This is a genomic window from Bifidobacterium thermophilum, from assembly GCF_037482445.1.
In the GTDB taxonomy this organism is placed as follows: Bacteria; Actinomycetota; Actinomycetes; order Actinomycetales; family Bifidobacteriaceae; genus Bifidobacterium; species Bifidobacterium thermophilum_B.
Window position 1 is genome coordinate 189,556 of record NZ_JBBHLY010000002.1, and the last position, 18,653, is coordinate 208,208.

Annotated in this window: 8 protein-coding genes; all 8 read right to left on the bottom strand. The window is 65.5% G+C overall.

The genetic code is table 11. The features are described from left to right. Positions 1–88: 88 nt before the first annotated feature. Entirely contained in the window at positions 89–2,689 is a 2,601-nt protein-coding gene (pepN, locus tag WD012_RS02515; RefSeq protein WP_339562211.1) for an aminopeptidase N, read from the bottom strand. A gap of 449 nt (positions 2,690–3,138) precedes the next feature. Continuing rightward, positions 3,139–4,998: a ribonuclease J gene (locus tag WD012_RS02520; RefSeq protein WP_339562212.1), complete on the bottom strand. Its 1,860-nt coding sequence runs from the start codon at positions 4,996–4,998 to the stop codon at positions 3,139–3,141. Positions 4,999–5,058: 60 nt separating this feature from the next. Continuing rightward, positions 5,059–5,964, bottom strand: coding sequence for a 4-hydroxy-tetrahydrodipicolinate synthase (gene dapA / locus WD012_RS02525; protein WP_339562213.1), 906 nt, complete (start codon positions 5,962–5,964; stop codon positions 5,059–5,061). Positions 5,965–6,114: 150 nt separating this feature from the next. Continuing rightward, positions 6,115–6,867, bottom strand: a complete 753-nt coding sequence (dapB, locus tag WD012_RS02530) for a 4-hydroxy-tetrahydrodipicolinate reductase (RefSeq protein ID WP_339562214.1) — start codon at positions 6,865–6,867, stop codon at positions 6,115–6,117. 104 nt (positions 6,868–6,971) lie between these two features. Further along, positions 6,972–8,357, bottom strand: coding sequence for an MFS transporter (locus WD012_RS02535; RefSeq protein WP_339562215.1), 1,386 nt, complete (start codon positions 8,355–8,357; stop codon positions 6,972–6,974). Positions 8,358–8,363: 6 nt separating this feature from the next. After that, positions 8,364–9,305: a GNAT family N-acetyltransferase gene (locus tag WD012_RS02540; protein ID WP_339562216.1), complete on the bottom strand. Its 942-nt coding sequence runs from the start codon at positions 9,303–9,305 to the stop codon at positions 8,364–8,366. Between the two features lie 142 nt (positions 9,306–9,447). After that, entirely contained in the window at positions 9,448–13,590 is a 4,143-nt protein-coding gene (locus tag WD012_RS02545) for an ATP-dependent DNA helicase (RefSeq protein WP_339562217.1), read from the bottom strand. Beyond that, complete coding sequence (locus WD012_RS02550) at positions 13,587–18,038, bottom strand: PD-(D/E)XK nuclease family protein (RefSeq protein WP_339562218.1); 4,452 nt, start codon at positions 18,036–18,038, stop codon at positions 13,587–13,589. The genes WD012_RS02545 and WD012_RS02550 overlap by 4 nt, the downstream gene beginning before the upstream one ends. Between the last annotated feature and the right edge of the window lie 615 nt (positions 18,039–18,653).

Sequence of the window (18,653 nt, forward strand, 5' to 3'; positions counted from 1 at the left end):
ATGCTATATACGTCGTTTCAGGTTATCGGAAGGGCCGGCCGGTGCAATACAGCAGCCGGCCGGCCCTCAGCGTGCCTGCGTCAGCGGGTCACAGCGCCTCGTTGTAGGCGCGCACCTTGAGCACGCGGCGGGAGGATTCGACGTTCTCGATGATGATGCGGCGCAACGCACGCGGCGCATCGGCGTGCTCGCCGAGCCACTGGTCGCCCAGCCGGACGAGTTCCGCCGGATCCGCATAGGACGGGTACAGTCCTTCGAGCAGGGCCTCGGCCATGTGGAAGGTCTTGTTCTTCCACACCCAGTCCACCTGGTTGAAATACTCGGCGGCATACGGCTTGGCGAGATCCTCGCGCGGGGTGGACGCGAAGCCCGCGGCGACCGCTTCGAGCTGCATGTTGGTCAGGTCGGCGTTGTGCAGCGCCTGGTCCCATGCCCAGGCCTTGGCCGTCGCGCGGCTCGCGCGGGCCCCGTAGGCGAACTCGCGGTTCTCGGTCGTGTCGCGCCTGGCAAGCTCCTCGTCGATGCGCGCGTTGTCGATGGCGTTGACGCCGGCGAGCGCCTTGAGGATCGTCCAGCGCATGTTGTTGTCGATGTCGAGCCCTTCAAGCCTGACACTGCCGTCCAGCAGGCCTTCGGCGTTGGCGAGGAACCGCTCGTCGCCTTCCACGCCGTAGGTGAGGTAGGCGCCGACCAGCTGGAACTGCTCGTCGGACCCGGCCTGCGCCTTGCCGGCAAGCTCCCACAGGCGCTCCGCGGTGCTCTTCGCCACTTCGGCGCTGCGGGCGGGAGCGACATAGTGGTGGGCCGTCGTGGACACCTGCGCGAGTGCGTAGCGGAAGGTGGTGGACTCGTGTTCGGTCGCCAGCGCATCAAGGCTCGTCTTGATGAAGCGTTCGGCCGGGAATTCGCCGTCACGGGTCGTATCCCACAGGGACAGCCACACCACGGACCGCGCGAGCGGGTCGGCGAAGCGGTACAGGTTGCCGGCCGCGAATTCGAGGGATTGCGCGTCGAACCGCAACTTGGTGTACGTCAGGTCATCGTCGTTGACGAGGATGAACGCCGGACGCTTCTTGCCGGCGGCTTTCTCGACGGTCGTATGCTCGCCGGTCACGTCGAGTTCGAACCGGTCGGTGCGCACGATCTGCCCGTCGGCGTTCTCGTTGTAGAAGCCGATTGCGAGACGGTGAGGCCTGAGCACAGGGTGTTCGGCTGGCGCGCTCTGGTCGAGGGTCAGCGTGGCGATGGTGCCGTCGGGGTTCTCGGCAACGCGGGCGCTGATGGTGTTGATGCCCGCGGCTTCCAGCCACAGCTTGCTCCAGGCCTTGAGATCGCGCCCGGAGGTCTGTTCCAGTTCGGCGAGCAGGTCGGCGAGTGTCGCGTTGCCGTATGCATGCTTGTTGAGATAGTGGTTGATGCCTTCGAAGAACTTGTCGCGGCCCACATAGGCGACAAGCTGCTTGAGCACGGACGCGCCCTTCGCGTAGGTGATGCCGTCAAAGTTCACGTAGGTGTCGTTGAGGTCGTTGATCGGGGCGACGATCGGGTGGGTGGTCGGCAGCTGGTCCTGCGCCTGGCCCCAGCTTTTCTCGCCGGAGCTGAAGGTAGCCCACGCGTCATGCCATTCGGTCGCCTCGGCGGTGGCGAGCGTGGACATGAATTCGGCGAAGGATTCGTTCAGCCACAGGTCGTTCCACCATTTCATGGTCACATAGTCGCCGAACCACATGTGGGCGAGCTCGTGCAGCACGGTGACCACGCGGCGCTCGGCGTACGCATCGGTCACCTTGGATTCGAACACGTACTGGTCGCGGATGGTGACCATGCCGATGTTCTCCATCGCGCCCGCATTGTATTCCGGCACGAAGATCTGGTCGTACTTGGCGTACGGGTACGGTACGCCCCAGGTCTTGGCGTAGAATGCGAAGCCCTTCTTGGTGATGTCGAACAGGTACTCGGCGTCCTTGTCGAGCGCGTCCTTGAGCGCCTGGCGGCAGTAGATGGCCATGGGGACGGTGCGGCCGTCCTCGTTGGAGTATTCGGCATGCCATTGCGCGTACGGACCGGCGCAGATCGCGGTCAGGTACGAGCTCATCACCGGGGTGGGTTCGAAGGTCCACTTGCGCGAGGTTTCCGCAGGATGCTCACCGAGCGTGCCGTCGGCGGTGAGACGGTCCACGTCCTCGGTGGACGTGACCGGCATGTTCGAGGTGACGATCCAGCTTTGCGGGGCAAGCACATGGAAGTCGAAGATCGCCTTGAGGTCGGGCTGGTCGAAGACCGCATACACGCGGCGGGCGTCCGGCACCTCGAACTGGGTGTACAGGTAGACATTGCCGTCGGACGGGTCGACGCTGCGATGCAGGCCTTCGCCGGTATGCGAATACTGGCAGCGGGCGGTGACGGTGACCTCGTTGTGTTCGAGGAGCCCGGTCAGCGCGATGCGGTGGTCACGGTAGACGATCGACGGGTCGAGCGTCTTGCCGTTGAGGGTGATCGCGGTGACCTCGTCGGCGATCAGATCAAGGAACGTGCTCGCGCCCGTGTTCGCGCCGAAGGTGATGACGGTGGTCGAACCGAAGTCTTCCGCGCCTTGCGTCAGGTCGAGGTCGACCGTGTAATGGATGGGGGCCTTGATGGTGGATTTGCGTTCCTGGGCTTCTTCCCTGGTGAGGTTCGCGCCTGGCATGTCGTTCCTTCCTTCTACGGCGTGTGCGTATCCGCGGATTTCCCGCCCGACGTGATGCGTTCGCCGTGAGTGTAGGCTGTATGCGTCGGACCTCTCGCGCTTGATGCCGTATTCGTGACAAGACAGTGCGGCGCGACGTGTGAGCCACGCCGCGCCGCATCCTGTTCGCTCTTCAGTGCCGATGGCACTGCATTTCGATAACGTCACGATTCTACGCCATGGTGCGGGAAATGTCCATTATCCGACACGGCCGGGTGTGATACGGGTTGAACGTCGCGACCGGATGGTATTCGCGGATGGGCCGACCGGAGACGGACCGGACGGAAGCGTACAGACGGCGGATTCGCCTTGCCGGCCCCGCATAGCCCCGGCCGATATACGCGAAGCGCCGCACCCCACGGTTCGGCGGGTGCGGCGCTTCGCGAATCCGATGCGATGCGGCTTCCGGCTCAGCGCAGCGGATTGTCCTCGTCACGCTGTGCGATATCGGCGACCACCGGCACGATCACCGGCTTGCGGTGCAGCTGGCGGGCGACCCAGCTGCCCAGCGTGCGACGCATGATCTGCTGGAGCTTATAAGTATCGCGGGTGCCCTGCATCATCGCATCCTGCAGCTGTTCGACGATCTGATGGCGGACCTTCTCGAACTCGCTTTCGTCCTCGGCCACGGCGTTCAGATAGATCTTCGGGCCGGACAGCACGTCGGCGGTGTCGGTATTGACCACCACGAAGCTGGAGACGAAGCCCTCGGTGCCGAGAATGCGGCGCTTCTCAAGGTCCTCGTCGGTCAGCTCGCCGACCGAATCGCCATCGACATACACGTAGCCGCACGGCACGGAACCGACAATCGCGGCCTTGCCGTGGTACAGGTCGACGACGTCGCCGTCCTCCGCAAGCACGACATTGTCCGGCGCGACGCCCGTCTTGACGGCGATCAGACCATTGGCGACCAGATGGCGGTTCTCGCCGTGAATCGGCATCGCACACTTCGGCTTGATGATGTTGTACAGGTACAGCAGCTCGCCCTCGTTCGCATGGCCGGACACGTGGACCGCCGCATTGTCCTTGTTCACCACGCGCGCACCCAGCTGGACGAGCTTGTTGATCACACGGTAGACGCCGTTCTCATTGCCCGGAATCAGGGAGCTGGCCAGAATCACGGTATCGAACTCGTTGACGGTGATGTCACGGTGATTGCCGTCGGCGATACGACCGAGCGCCGCCATCGGCTCGCCCTGCGAACCGGTGCACATATAGACGATCTTATCGTCCTGGATGTCCTTGGCCTTCTTGAGATCGACGACCGTGCCCTCGGGAATGTGCAGGTAGCCCAGATCCGCTGCAATCGACATGTTGCGAACCATCGAACGGCCCACGAACACGACCTTGCGGCCGTACTTGTGGGCGGCGTCGACCACCTGCTGCACGCGGTGCACGTGGCTGGAGAAACTCGCGACGATGATCTTGCGGGTCGCCTCGGCGAACACCCGGTCAAGCACCGGGCCGATCGTGGTCTCGGGGCGCACGAACCCGGGGACCTCGGCGTTCGTGGAATCCATCATGAGCAGGTCGATACCACGCTCGCCAAGCTTGCCGAACTCCACCAGATCGGTGATCTTATGGTCGAGCGGCAGCTGGTCGAGCTTGATATCACCGGTGTCGATGAGCGAGCCGGCGGGTGTGCGCACGCACACGGCGAGCGCATCCGGGATCGAATGGGTGACGGTCACGAATTCGAGGTTGAACGGGCCGGCCTTGATCTTGTCACGACCCTTGACCTCAATCATGGTCGGGGTGATGTGGTGTTCCTTGCACTTGGCTTCCACGAAGGCAAGCGTCAGCTTGGAACCGATCAGCGGAATGTCCGGACGGAGCTTCAGCAGGTACGGCACGCCGCCGATATGGTCCTCGTGACCATGGGTGAGCACCAGGGCCTCGACCTTGTCGAGACGGTCCTTGATGTAGTGGAAGTCAGGCAGGATCAGGTCGACGCCCGGCTGCTCCTCTTCAGGGAAGAGCACGCCGCAGTCGATGAGCAGCAGGTGGCCGTTGTATTCGACCACGTTCATGTTGCGGCCGATCTCACCGAGACCGCCGAGCGGCACGATACGCATCGAGCCCTTGCGGTACTTCGGCGGGGCGATCAGCACGTCATCCTGCTGGGGGGCCGTGGCGAGCTCCTGGGGGCGCGATCCACGGCGCGTGGTCGTGCGGCCGGCGTTACGGGCCGACGATGTGCGGGCGCGGCGGCCGGTATGCTGGCCGCGCCTGCGGGAATTGCTCTTGTTCTGTTCTTGTTCTTTTGCCATTTCCTCGTTGGGTTTCTGTTACTTGGTGCCCGCGCCTGTACGTGGGCGAGGTAGTGCCCGTCACATGAGGCCGGCGGCGCGCATGCCTTCACGCGCGCGTTCGAGCTCCGGTTCGCCCGGACCGACGTTCGGCAGGCGCATGGTCGTGCAATCCAGCACGCCACGGACCTTCAACGCGGCCTTGGCCATGACCGCCTGGAATCCGGTGCCGTTGAGCGATTCGACGAGCGGGGACAGCTGGACGGCGATCTTCTGCGCCGTATGGATGTCGCCCTGGTCGAACGCGTTGGCCAGGTCGCGCATCGGGCCGGCCGCCGCGTGGGCGATGACCGAGATGATGCCGACAGCGCCGACGGACAGGAACGGCAGGAACAGGCCATCATCACCGGAATACCAGGTCAGACCGGTTTCCAGACGCTTGCGTACTGCGCCCGCGATGTCGCCGGTCGCGTCCTTGACCGCCTTGACATGGTCCAATTCGGCCATGCGACGGTAGGTTTCCAGCTGGATATGCACGCCGGTGCGACCTGGGACGTCATAGATGATGATCGGCTTGTCCGCCGACTCGTTGACCGCCTGATAGTGACGGAAGATGCCCTCTTGCGAAGGGCGGGAATAGTACGGTGCCACCACGAGCACGGCGTCGCAGCCCGCTTCCTGGGTCTGCTCGACCATGCGGACGGTGTGCGCGGTGTCGTTCGAGCCGGCACCGGAGATGATCGGCACGTCGACCGCTTCCTTGACGGCGGTGACGAGCTCGACTTTCTCCTCCATGTGGGTGACCGGCGATTCGCCGGTCGTACCGTTGACCACCAGACCATCGGCGCCATCCGCGACCAGTTGCTTGGCGAGCTTCTGGGCCGCCTCGTAATCGATGGAACCGTCGGATTTCATCGGCGTGACCATCGCAGGAAGAATGCGCCCGAACGGCGCCGGATCAAGAAGATGCATGGTGGTGTCACTCATACTTGGTAACCGTACCGCTGGGGCGGGACGCACCCGAGCCCCGCTGCCGCCGACACTGACACACCCCTCAGCGTTGGCGGAAACAGAACCATGACCCTCTGCCGACGCTGGCAGAACGCTCAGCGTCGGCAGAGGGTGAGGGAGGTGGGGTCACAGGTCGAGGAAGTGGTCGAGGCCTACGGTCAGTCCGGGGTACGAGCCCGAGGCGATCTTGCGTACGGCGAGCAGGACGCCGGGCATGAAGGAGATGCGGTCGAAGCTGTCCGCGCGGATCGTCAGCTGCTCGCCGGCGTTGCCGAACAGGACCTCCTCGTGGGCGTTGAGGCCACGCAGGCGCACGGCGTGCACGTGGATGCCGTCAATCACCTGGCCGCGGGAGCCGCCGTCGGTCTGCGTGTTGTCGGGAACGTCGCCAAGGCCGGCGTCCTTGCGCGCGTCGGCGATTGCGTGCGCGGTGTGGATCGCCGTGCCGGAAGGCGCATCCACCTTGTTCGGGTGATGCAGCTCGATGACCTCGGCGGATTCGAAATACGGTGCCGCCATCTTCGCGAAATAGTCCGCCAGAACCGCGGAGATCGCGAAATTCGGGGCGATGAACACGCTCTGGTTTTCGCGTGGCGCGCTGGCGAGCGCCTCGCGGACCCGGTCGAGTTTCGCGTCGATCCAACCGGTCGTGCCGACGACCACGTCGACGCCTTGGGCGACAAGCGCGAGTACGTTGTCCAGCGAGACAGTCGGCACGGTGAACTCGACGACGACATCGGTGTTTTCAGGGGTGATCTGCGTGAGGTCGTCGCCTGCGTCGAGCGCGAGCGCGAGGCTCGTGTCCTCTGCCGCGTTCACCGCTTCGACCACGTGCGATCCCATGCGCCCTTTGGCGCCGACGACGGAAACCTTGATCATGTTTGCTCCTTGCCTGATTCCGGGCGACCTAGACGCCGCAAAGCGTGACAGACCGCCTGATGTCACCATCAATCAAACCCTTGCGGATACCTACGCTTATGAATCTAAAGAGACGCTTCGACGGCTTCGGCGGCTTTGTTGGCTTTGTCGCCGCCCTGCCGCGACAGCCGCCATCCGAGCAGCGCGATCGGAATGGCGCACGCGGTGGCGATCCATGGGATCATGAGCCCGGCATGCGGCCCGGCATGGTCGACGACCACGCCGGCGATGGTCGAGCCGAGCGATGTGCCGACGGTTCCGGCGGTGGTCACCCATGACAGGCCTTCGGTCAGCGAGCCTTCCGGCACGATGTCCTTGACGATGAGATTCCCGGTCGCGAACAGCGGCGAGACGCACAGGCCGGCGAGGATCTCGAGCGCGCCGAGCAGGATGAGATGGTCCATGCTCAGGCGGAACAGGATGTACCCGCAGGTCAGCAGGCACAGGAACCCCACCATATGCGACCAGTTCGAGCCTTTGGGCTTGCGCGTGCCGAAGATGATCGCGCCGATGCACGAACCGAGGGCGAACATGGCGAGCTGCAATCCGAGGAACTGCTCGTTGCCGAGTGTCTTGTAGTCGGCGGTCATGGACACGTCGAAGGCGTTGAAGCTGACATTGAACACGATGAATACCGCCAGCAGCGGACCGATGCCCGGGTAGGTGAGCACGCTGCGGTTGCGGCGGTGAGGAGGGCGCAGGCCACCGCTGTCCAGGGCGATCGCGCTTTCCGCTGTTTCGGGCCCACGGCTGGAGGCGCGTAGCACGTCGGCGTCATCGGCGGGCGCGGGCGTGACCTCGACCACTTCGATGACGGGCGGCGCGGTGTTGCGCAGCGAGAAGAACACCGCTCCCCCGGCGCCGGCCGCGATGGCGGGCACGAACAGCTGGGATACCGGGCTCACGGAAGTCGCGAGAAATGCGGAGAGAATCGGCCCGAGGATGAACACCACCTCGTCGACGGCGGCTTCCAGCGCGTAGGCGGTGTTCAGCAATGACGCGTCCGGGTTGCCGCGTAGCGCGTACGCCCATCGCGTGCGTACGAGCGCGCCGATGGAGAACTGGCACAGTCCCATGATGACCGCCAGGACGAACAGTACGGCGATCGGCACGCGGGCCATCGCAGCGAACGCGAAGACGAGCATGCTGGTCACCTGCAGGGCGAGGACGGGGAATCCGACACGCCGCTGGCCAAGCCGGTCGAACAGTCTCGCATAGAACGGGGTGACCGCCGAGACGGCGAGGATGTACACCGCGCTCATGGTGCCGGCGATCGTCCAGTTGTCGTACAGGTGGTTGAGCGCGAGCACGATACCCAGGCTCATCATGGAGATCGGCAGGCGTGCAATCGCCCCGGAGATGCAGAAGGCTTTCGCGCCCGGCAAACGGAACAGCCGTGCATATGGCGAACCGGCATGGTCGGATGCGGGTGTGGCGCTTGGCGGCGTCATAGCCAATCACTCACCCCGATTCGGCTGCACGACCGCGGCGGGCCTGCCGCCGCGCCGACGGTGCCGTACGGTGCGGGACGGTTCGCCGGAATAGATATACAGGTCGTTCATCCGCCCGTACATCTTCTCGACATGGTCTTCCGGATGGTCGGCGGCGATGCGTTTCGCGTTGCACACCAGCCCCTGGTGGTCATAGAAGCCGACATCGCAGCTGTTGTCCGTATGCAGGAAGTAGCGTTTGACACCTTGACGCTGGAAGTAGGCCATCAGACGCCGCCACAGACCTCCGCCCACGCCATGGCCGCGCGCCTTGGGCGAAACGAGGAACAATCGGAGCTCGGCCTGGGTGACGTTGCCGATCTGGCTGATGCGTTCAAGACGGTTTTCGGCGCGATGCCAGTATGTGACCTCACGCAGGGCGACCGAGCCGGTGTCGTCGGCGCGCAGCAAGTCATCGATGTCCGCGAGCGTCTCCCGGGCCTGCGGGTAGAGCGGGCGTTCGCCCTCGACCTGGGCGAAGGTCAGGCCGAGGACCTGGCCGTCAAGTTCGGCGATTTCGGCGCGGGTGGTGCCTTCAAGATAGTGCACGACAAATCGTTTCGAGACCATCTGCGACAACGGACGGCGCGCGGACAGGGGACGGAATCCCCAGGTCTGGTCGTATTCGTCGATGATCGACGGCAGATCCGCAGCCTCCAGCGGCCGGTAGGTCACCATGCCTTCCGTTGCCTGCGCGACAGTAGCAGCGGCGGCAACGGCGGTCGCAAAGCTTGGGGTGGGTGCCGCGGATGCGGCGGATCCGGCATGGGGCCGCTGGGCGTGCTGCACGACGATGGGCTGCGGCGAATGGGAGCGTGACGTGTGGTTGCGCTGGTCGGTACATGCACCATCGGTACGGTTACGGGATGATGTCTTGGCACTTTGGGTATGGTCGCGGGTCGCGCCCATGATATTCCTCACTTTCACTTCGAATCAGCATCCGGCACGTGTGCCCGCCCACACATGCTGCTCGAGGGTCGCGGCCCCGCTGGCATGACCGTCCCGGACGCGTTTTCAAGTCCGTGGACCGCCACCCACGCCCTCGCGCAGGTCAGTCGTTGTCAGATTCTTCGGGGATTCCGGAGCTCAGCTCGGCAAGGATATCCTGTTCTGTTTTCCCGCGCGCGTGAAGCTCGCGGTCAGCCTCTTGGGGCTCATTCAGATAGTACAGGGTGGCGTCGATGGTGTCCAACGGGACGTTCTCGATACGCGAAAGCAGCAGCCGGTACATATCCAGCTGGGCGAGCTTCTCGTTGATATCCGCCGGCTTGCGCGGCTTGGCGCCTGTTTTCCAGTCGACGATGGTGAACCGTTTTGCGCGCTCCTGCGGGTCAAGGCCGCCGTAGAAGACCGCGTCGAGTTTGCCGTGGACGATGATGTCGTCCAGCTGCGGCAGCGAGACGACGATCTGGCGTTCCGCCGACTGGGGGCGGCGGAACGCCCACCGTGATTCGACCAGCCGACGTTCCCATACGGCGAGCCGCCTGTCAACGGATGCGCCAGCGTCGGTGCCGGAAAGCTTCTGCTCCCGCGCTTGCAGATCCTGGACCATGGCTTGGCGTGAAACCATCGCGCCAAGTGCAGGCGTATCCGCGGTGCCGTCCGGGTCGACCATGTCATTGAAGGCGTTGATGAACCGTTCGGCCCACGCGTGGAACATGGTGCCGGCTTCGGCATCCGGCGAGGCGACATGCGGGATCGGGCGGACCATGCCACGCCAGTATTGCTGCAGCTTGTGGCTGTCGGTCTGTCCGCTCTGGGCCTGCAGCGAGGTGACCGAACGCCGGCTGTTGGCCATGAGGCGTTGCGCGGCCTGCCTGACCTGCTCGTCAAGGCCGTTGCGGTCGATGTCCAGCTGGTATTCCTGCGGTTGCAGGTCGATGTCGTCGAGCAGGGCGCGCGTCTTGCGTGACAGCACGTCGGTATCCTTGATTTCCCGCGGTTCCTGGGACTTGCCGCGCTCCGTGCAGATCCAGTCGAGCGCCTCCTGAGCCGACCGGTCGAGCCTTTGGCGCGTCTGTTCGCCCAGCTCGCCGGGCCATGGCAGGTGCTCATCGGTGTGGGTCAGTTCGACCGGCGTCTGCCATGCCTGGCCGACCACCGTGTCTTCGAAGGTCCGCGCGTCATCGCCCATGAAGAAGCCCGTGGGCAGGTCCTGGCCTGCCGATGCCAGCGAGTGGGGCCGCCCGTCCTCGGTGTCCGTGCCGGGGTCCGCGTCGAGCTTGCGGCTGTCCGCCCATGAGGGCAGCGCCGCGATGCCTGATGCGGCGCCTAAGACGGCTGCGTGCGCGTCATGAAGCATGGAGTCGTACATCTCCCGCCAGAACACTGAACCTGGGGTAGCCCTGCCGCCTGAGGCGACCATGTCGGCGGTGCTGTACTTCGCTGCGGTGACCAGCACCTCGTGTTTGGCCCGGGTGACGGCCACATAGGCCAGGCGACGCTCGTCCTCGTGGAGGCGACGGCCGTATTCCTCACGTTGGGTGAGGAACAGCCGGTTCCTGTCGACGGTGTCCATGTCGTCCAACGGCAGGTCGCGTCCGGTGCCGAACACCTCGTCTGCGACGGTGAGCGTGTCATCGAAGACGTCGAGCGCCTCGACCGGGTCGCCACCTACCGTCGCGTCGTGCGGGAAGCGCGGCAGGATGTCGGCGTCGGCGCGCACGGGGGCGGGCACCATGTCGGCGCAGTCGAGCCACGTGTTGGCTTGTTCCGTGTACTCTGGCGGCTGCCATGGCCCGGACGCATCCTGCGAGCCGGATGCGGTCGTGCCGTCGTCCGCGGGTTTGACGCTGAGATAGTCGCCTTGGTTGCTGGGGAAGGTCTTCTCGTTGACATCGACGACGGCGACGGCATCCCATTGCAGGCCTTTGGCCTGATGGACCGTCATGAGGATGACGTCGACCGGCTCCGTGGCGATGGCCGCGGTCGGGTCGTCCACCTGCCGCAGCGAATCGACCCATGCGACGAAGCCGCGCAGGGTGATCTGCCTGCCCTGGGTGATTTCCTGGGTGTAGGTGCCGACCAGGTCGATGATCGACTCGACCGGGGCGTGGGCGAGCGACGGATCGACCGGAGCGTCCGGGGAGGCGAACGCCTGGGCGAGCACGGTGTCGATGTCAAGATCGAGCGCGCGGACCGCCGCACGGACCACGTGGTCGAGCGGCAGGTCCATGGCTTGCCGCACCTGGCGCAGGATACGCCCGGCGTGCAGTACGGCGTCCACCGCGGCACCGCCCAGCCCGGCGCCGGACAGGTCGTCCGCCGTCTGCGCCTGACAGACCACATCGGACAGGTAGACCATGTGCGGCAGCTGTTCGCGATGCTCACGCACGATGGCCGCGCGCTCATGCGTCCCTTCGCCACCGGTCGCATAGCCGGCCTGGATGAGCGCCTGATATCGAAGGTCGGTGTCCCGACGGTTGGCGAGCGCGGACAATGCGGTCAGGTCGCCGGCCGCCATGTGGAACCGCGGTGTCGCCAGCAGGCGCATGAGCGACTGCGAGTCGGTCGGGTCGCATACCACGTGCAGGAGGGCGAGGACGTCACGCACGTCCGCACGTTCCAGGAGCGCGGAATATCCGACCATCTGCACGCTCAGCCCGGCATGCCGCAGGGCCTGCTCGTATTGGGCCATCCGCTGCTTGCTGCGGAACAGGACGGCGACATGGGGGCGTGCCTGGTCGGCGGCACCGTGCGGCGTGTGGCGTGCGATGGCGAGTTTCGCGAACCGTACCACCGCGTCGATCTCCTGGCCGAGCGTCTCGTATTCCTGGACGCCGACGGTGCCGATCTCGTCACGGTCCGGCGCCGGGTTCAGGGGAAGGACCTCGACTTCGGCCATGCGCGAGCTGCTCGGCCTGCGGTGCGGGCGGCGCAGTTCCAGGGTGAGGTTGTTGGCCATGCGCAGTACCGCACGCGGGTTCCTGCGGCTGATGGTCATCGGGAACGGCCGGTACCCGGGCTGCTCCAGGCCGAACGCGCGCTGGAAGATACGCAGCGCGCCCGGGCTTGCCCCACGCCACGCGTAGATCGATTGGTAGGGGTCGCCTACCGCTGTCACCGCTGACCGGCCCGCAGCGGTGTCAGGCGCCGGGGCGCCGGATGCAGGTGCGGTATCGGGGTGGAAGAGGGCGGCGATGAGTTCGGCCTGCGTGGTGGACGTGTCCTGGTATTCGTCGAGCAGGACGTGCGTGTAGCGGTGGCGGTACTGCTGGCCGATGGAGGGGAATCTCCTGACCAGCTGGTAGGCGGCGATGGTGAAGTCGCTGAATTCCGCCATGCCGGCCTCGCGTTTGGCCTGTTCGTACGCTTCGACCAGGTCGAGCAGGACGTTGCGCTGCCGGGTCACGGCCAGCAGCTGTGCGCAATGGAACAGCGCGGAATCGTCACGCTGGTTGCGCAATGTCGCCTGATATTGCCTGACCTTGCCGGCGTAGGTTTCATCGGTGTCCTTTTTCAGCCTCCTGGGCGGTTTGGGGGCGCCGTGTTCCAGCGGATCGCCCACAGGAATGGTCACGGCGCGTTCCGCGGTATCGGCGTCGGTGATGCGCTGCAACCGGTCGATGAACGCGTCGTCCCAGCGTCTGATGCGACGCACCGCTTCGGCGAGCGAATCGCAGTCCCCGCCGATCATCGCCCCGCTGATGGCGTGCGACAGGTTGAGCAACCGGCCCACGAGCGTGGTGAACGCCCCCTGCTGCGTACCGTCGGGGGTGTCGCCGCCTGCCGGATCGCCGTCGGTGTCGCCATCAGTGACCTGTCCCACGGCGGCGAACAGCCGATCGAGATGGGCGTCGACCACGTTGGAGGCCAGCTGGAACGCCCCGGCGTCGCTCAACGGTTGCGCGTCCTGGTCGAAACCGACCAGCAGGCCGTATTGCCGGACAATCGACTGGAAGAACGCATCATAGGTCATGACGGTGGGTTTGAGCAGCATGCCGGTGCCACCTGACGCGCCGCTGGAAACCCTACCGGACAGTTCCGCGGCCGCTTTCTTGGTGAATGTCAGGCCGAGGATCCGCTCCGGCGGCACGCCGGAGGCGATGAGATGGTTCACACGCTCGGTCATGGTCGTGGTCTTGCCGCTGCCCGCGCCGGCGACGACCAGCACGTCGTCGTCGGCTGGCGCGTTGGCGACCTTGCCCTGTTCCTCGCTCAGGCGGATTGCCGCGCCTGTATTCGTCCCGCTCATGCTGTCCTCGTTTCAAACACGGTGTCGATCTGTCCTGCGCACGCCGGGCAGATGCCATGGCCGTCGCAATATTTCAGATGCGTGTTCTGCGGGTGCGCGACGATCTGTTCGGAGCGCACCGCCGCCCCCGCGTAGAACACGCGGGCGATCATGGCCAATGCCCAGGCGGCCTGGGTGTTCTCCGTCACGTGGGTAAAGTCCTTCCATAGCCTGTCAGGCACGGCGTCGGGCTGTATGATGTCGGCGGAGTCGTACAGACGGCCGGTATGGGGGTATCCCCTGCGGGGGTTGAACGGCTGGTCGTTGAGATGCCCGTCAAGAAACAGCGGCGGCTGGTAGAGGCTTTCCGGCGCGTAGCTTGTCGCCGGGGCCGGCGACTCGTTGACATGGAACAGGACGCTTTGCGCGACCGGCGGCCTGCCGGCCTGTCCCAGTCCGCCGCCACCGACCGGGAAGGCGAGCCCGAGCTGATAGCACACCAGCTGCAAATCGTTGAACACCCCTTTCACATCGGGCTTTTTGCCGGTCTTATAGTCCACGAGCCTGACCTGGTCGCCGTCATCGGTATGCCGATGCTCCTCGCGGTCGATGCGCCCGGTCAGACGGATCGCCAGATCGTCGTCCATGCCTTCGGGCCATCCGCCGACCATGGCCCCCATGATGGCGCCGATCGCCTCGGACGTCATCGACACCTGGACGGACGGCATCCGGTTGTATGCGGCCGCGATGTCATCGAGCGTGAACCGCGCGTCGAATTCCTTCTCGCATTCCGCCGAATCCAGGACGCCGACCTTGATGTTGTCGCTGTTGCCTTGAAGGTAGTCCGCGCTATTGGATTGCACGAAATACGAGGCAATATTGCCCAGCATGGTATCGACCTGCGCGTCCTTGTACAGCAGGGTGTACCGGTCGGCGGGATTGTTGACGGTCGCCGGGTCGACACGCAACTGACGGTAGCGGGCCATCATGCGCCCCCTGATGGCGGCGATACGTTCATCAGCCGGCGTGTCGGCATGGTAGTCGGGCCTGTCGAGCCCCTCCTGGCTGGCTTCCTGGGCGATCTGGTGGACGATGGTGCCGATGCTCGCCTGCACGCCGCCGGGGCGGGGCCCTGCGAACTGGTGGTCCATCATCCAGCACACCGGGCACGCCCACAAACCGTCCACCGAGGACGGTGACAGCCTGACCTCATCCCCTGCGGACGGTGCTGCGCCGTTGTCGCGGTCGCCGTCCGATTGCGCCGACGATGCCGCGGCATGGTCCCCGGCCGGCCCCGGCATGGTCGGGGCCACGGTCAGGAAGGACCAGTTGCGCGGGTCGGCGGATGAGACGCCGGCGTCATCAAGCTGTTCCAAGGCCAGATACGCGTCCTCGCGGGCCTGCCGCTCGCGCTCGCTGTCACCGGTATTGCGGGCGAGCGTGATGCGTGCCGCCGCGACCAGCCCGCGCACGTCGGTACACATGCCGGCGATATCCGGCGCGACCTGGCCGTCTGCGGCATGTTCCGGCGACGGGGACACGCCAGGACCGACCGGGCCGGCGGCCTGGTGCGCATCGAAGCGTTCGGGCAGGTAGCGTACAAGGAAGTCCGATGGGATAAGATCGTCCGACGCGGCCGCGGTGACGGTCACGCGTTCGCCCGCCCGGGTCAGGGCGACCAGCAGGCCGCGCTGCTCGCTGTGCAGGACGGTGGTGAGCCGCGCATCGCGATGCGGCGCGTGATCGAGCGAGGGGATGGTACCGTGCAGGATGAGGTCGGCGAGGTCCTCGCCACCGAACATCGTGTTGCGTGGCACCAGGTTCGGCCACACGTCCTGCTGCACGGCGACGATCCAGACCAACGGCCAATGCCTTCCGCCGGAGCCGGCCGGCGTGGTCAGAGTGACCGCCTGGTCGATGGGTGCGACCTTCGCCAGTGAATCCGCTTCGATGCGCATCGAGCGCACAGCGCGGAAGAACGCGGTGATATCCTGGCCGGCCCCGGTACCGGAGGCATAGTCGAACAGGCGCATCGCCGCATCCAGCCGGTCGTTGGCGGCACGGCCCTCCTGCGAGTTGATGAGCGCCGCGGTCTGCCAGGCGGTGGCGACGCGGCATTCATCCCATGCCGCCCCGAGCACGTACACCGGTCGTGTGTCGGCAAGCTTGGCGATGCGTGAGGCGATTGCCCCGACCGTGCGCCACATTGCCGCGAACGCGCGGATATCCGCGTCATGGCGGGACAGCGAGCCGAGCGTGTCGAGCATGAGATCGGCATCCGTACCGGTGGTGTCACCGTGCATCTGCCCGGCCGTGTCCAACGGTTGCGGGCAGGCGAGCAGCAGGTACATCGCGTCGAGCGTCAATGTGGGAGCCTCCTCGGCACGATCTTCAATGCCGTGAACGGGTACTCCCGATTGTGGTTCCGTCTCATCGCCGGACTGCGCGATCGGCTCCCGCCGTTGCGCGGCGGCATCGCCCTGGTTGTTGCGACTGTCTTGACTATCCTGGCTGTCTTGGCTGCTCTGGCTGCTCTGTGCCCGGGACAGCGCCATGTGCAGGCGTTCCCACCGCTGTTGCAGCAGCCGTAAGGCGGAATCGTCGGCTTGCCCGTCGGATGGGGCGTCGCCGATGGCACCGTCCGGCTGTTGCCCGCTGATGGCGGACAGCGAGACCAACGATTGCATGGCCAGTTCCACCGGCTCAAGACGGGCCGGGAACTGCTCCCTCCCCCGGCGTGCGACAATCAGCGGGGAACCCATCGCCATGCGCACACGGGAACGGACGAATGAGGCGAGGCGAGCGGCGGCATCCCCATCGTCGGACATGATATCGGCTGTTCCCGCGAACCTCGGGTCCGTAACCGCCGCGGGCCCGAGCATGCGGATCTGGGCGAGTTCGACCAGGGCGAACAGGCCTTGGACGAACAGCTCGTCCTTGAGCGGCCTGGTCACCGACGAATACCGTACGGGAACGCCGTCGCGCCGCAACCGTTCACCGAACGTACGGACGGTCGCGTTGTCGTGCGCGATGACGGCGATATCGTTCCACGGGCGGCCATGGTCAAGATGCTCGGCCTTGATGGCGGTGACCGTCGATTCGAGTTCATCGTTCGAGGAGGCGTACAACCGGGTGTCCACGCTGCCGTCACGCGTGGTGTCCTCGATATCGCCGTCCCCGGCCTGTGTGTTGACCGTGCAGATCGGATAGCTGCCCGGCAGTACCGCGCTTTTCCATGGACGCTGCGCGACCGGCAGATCGAAATGCTCGTCGGAATCGATATCAAGACCGACGCGGGCGATCACCAAATCACGGTATGTCGCCTGTCGCGGACGGTCCAGAGCCGTGCAAGCGGCATGGAACGCCCCGTCGGATGCCAGAAGCCGCTTGAGCACGTATTCAGGGTGGGATCCGCGGAACGCCTGCACGGATTCGTCGGGATCGGCGACCACAAGCAGCCGCGACCCGGCGGTGACGGCCTGCTCGAGGAACGCGAGTCCGGCAAGCGTCAGATCCTGCGCGTCATCGACCACGATGAGCTCGGGAAGGTCCTCCTCGCCCAGGCACGGCACCGCGAGTGTGCCCTCGACCAGCAGCATGGACGGGTCAAGCCGGTACTGGCCCGGATAGTGTGCCCCCACCGCCGTCGCATACTCCCGACGCAACGCGAAAGCCAGCCGCCACTGGACATCGAGCCGTTTCGCCTGCGGTTCCATACCCGCGCCGGAAGTCCCTGTCGCCCCGGCGATCGAGTGCAGACGCCCGATCAGCGGCCGCTCGTCCTGCGAGCGCAGGCCGAGCTCGTTGATCCGGGAGATGATATCGCGCAGCTGGATGATGAATGCGTCGCTGATGCCTTTGGTGAACATCGCCAGCGATGTCGTGTCCGGCAGCGGGCGTGGCGTCGGGACGTTGCCGGGCGCCGCCGCCGGGGGCACCGGGCCGCAGACCATGTCCGCCCACTGGTCTTGGGCGAAGTATTCGCGCAGGAGGGCGCAGGTGTCGCATTCGTCGCCGCTGCGGGCATGCTCGATATGCCGGGCGACCACCAGACGCAGCAACGCGTCCTGTTCGGCGCCGTTCAGGAGCCGCGGCAACGCCTTGCCTTCTGCCGACCTCACAGCCGTGATCGCCCTGAACGCGAGTGCGGACATCGTGGTCACCGGGCGTGCCTGGGACACCGCCCCGAGCTCGCGGATGATATCGTTGCCGAGCCGGTCCGCCATGACACGGCCGGATACCGTCATCGCCACGCGGGTGCCGCCGAAGCGGCGGATGCCCGCGAGCAGCATGTCCCGTGCGAAGGTGGTTTTCCCGGTGCACGGCGCCCCCAGCGCCACGAGCGTACGGGTCGGCTGCCCCTGCCCGTCAACCGTCAGCGTGTCGTCAAGCAATGACTGCGCCAACGCCTTGTACGAGGTCGTCCCCCTGCCGAAGACCGTGCCGTCCTGTTTCGATGTACCGTCCATGGTTCCCATGATATGCGGCCGACACGCCGCGGCCACCGCCCCGTCGCGCGTTGGCGGCATCCGGGATGGGCCAGTCGCCGATGCCGCATGGTTCCAATGGTCCGGCCCATCGCACGCCCTTCCAGCCTGCCCAGCCGGGCCTTTCGATACCAACACCCTTTGGTATCCTTTCCACGCTCTTGATTCCTGCATCCCGAATCGCGACCGTGGAGTCCCGAAGCGCCTACCACACGGCCACGGATGGAACCCGATCATTCAAAACCGCGCAATCCCGCCGATTTGAATCCGTGCCGATCCCCCATCATCCGATCCAAGACGCCACCGGCCACGGTATCATTTCCACACGAAACGAATCGACCGGCGTGATGGCACCCGTGGAACGCCCCGTGCCCGAGCAACGCCATCCGACTGAGGCGAGCTCAATCCACAACCGCGAAATTCCAACGTTCCCCATGCCGCAGGCATCCCAGACCATCGGACCGCTCCCCGCCACCCCACGGTATCCTTTCCGCACCATTGCATTCGGCGGGCAATTTCGCAACTGTGGAAGGTCCCGGCCCCAGACACCACCGACACCACCGACACCGCACAGACAGCATTCGGGCCGGGCGGCTG

Coding starts and splice junctions, on each gene's coding strand:
- pepN (WP_339562211.1), bottom strand. CDS start 2,689: ATGCCAGGCGCGAACCTCACCAGGGAAGAAGCCCAGGAACGCAAATCC.
- WD012_RS02520 (WP_339562212.1), bottom strand. CDS start 4,998: ATGGCAAAAGAACAAGAACAGAACAAGAGCAATTCCCGCAGGCGCGGC.
- dapA (WP_339562213.1), bottom strand. CDS start 5,964: ATGAGTGACACCACCATGCATCTTCTTGATCCGGCGCCGTTCGGGCGC.
- dapB (WP_339562214.1), bottom strand. CDS start 6,867: ATGATCAAGGTTTCCGTCGTCGGCGCCAAAGGGCGCATGGGATCGCAC.
- WD012_RS02535 (WP_339562215.1), bottom strand. CDS start 8,357: ATGACGCCGCCAAGCGCCACACCCGCATCCGACCATGCCGGTTCGCCA.
- WD012_RS02540 (WP_339562216.1), bottom strand. CDS start 9,305: ATGGGCGCGACCCGCGACCATACCCAAAGTGCCAAGACATCATCCCGT.
- WD012_RS02545 (WP_339562217.1), bottom strand. CDS start 13,590: ATGAGCGGGACGAATACAGGCGCGGCAATCCGCCTGAGCGAGGAACAG.
- WD012_RS02550 (WP_339562218.1), bottom strand. CDS start 18,038: ATGGACGGTACATCGAAACAGGACGGCACGGTCTTCGGCAGGGGGACG.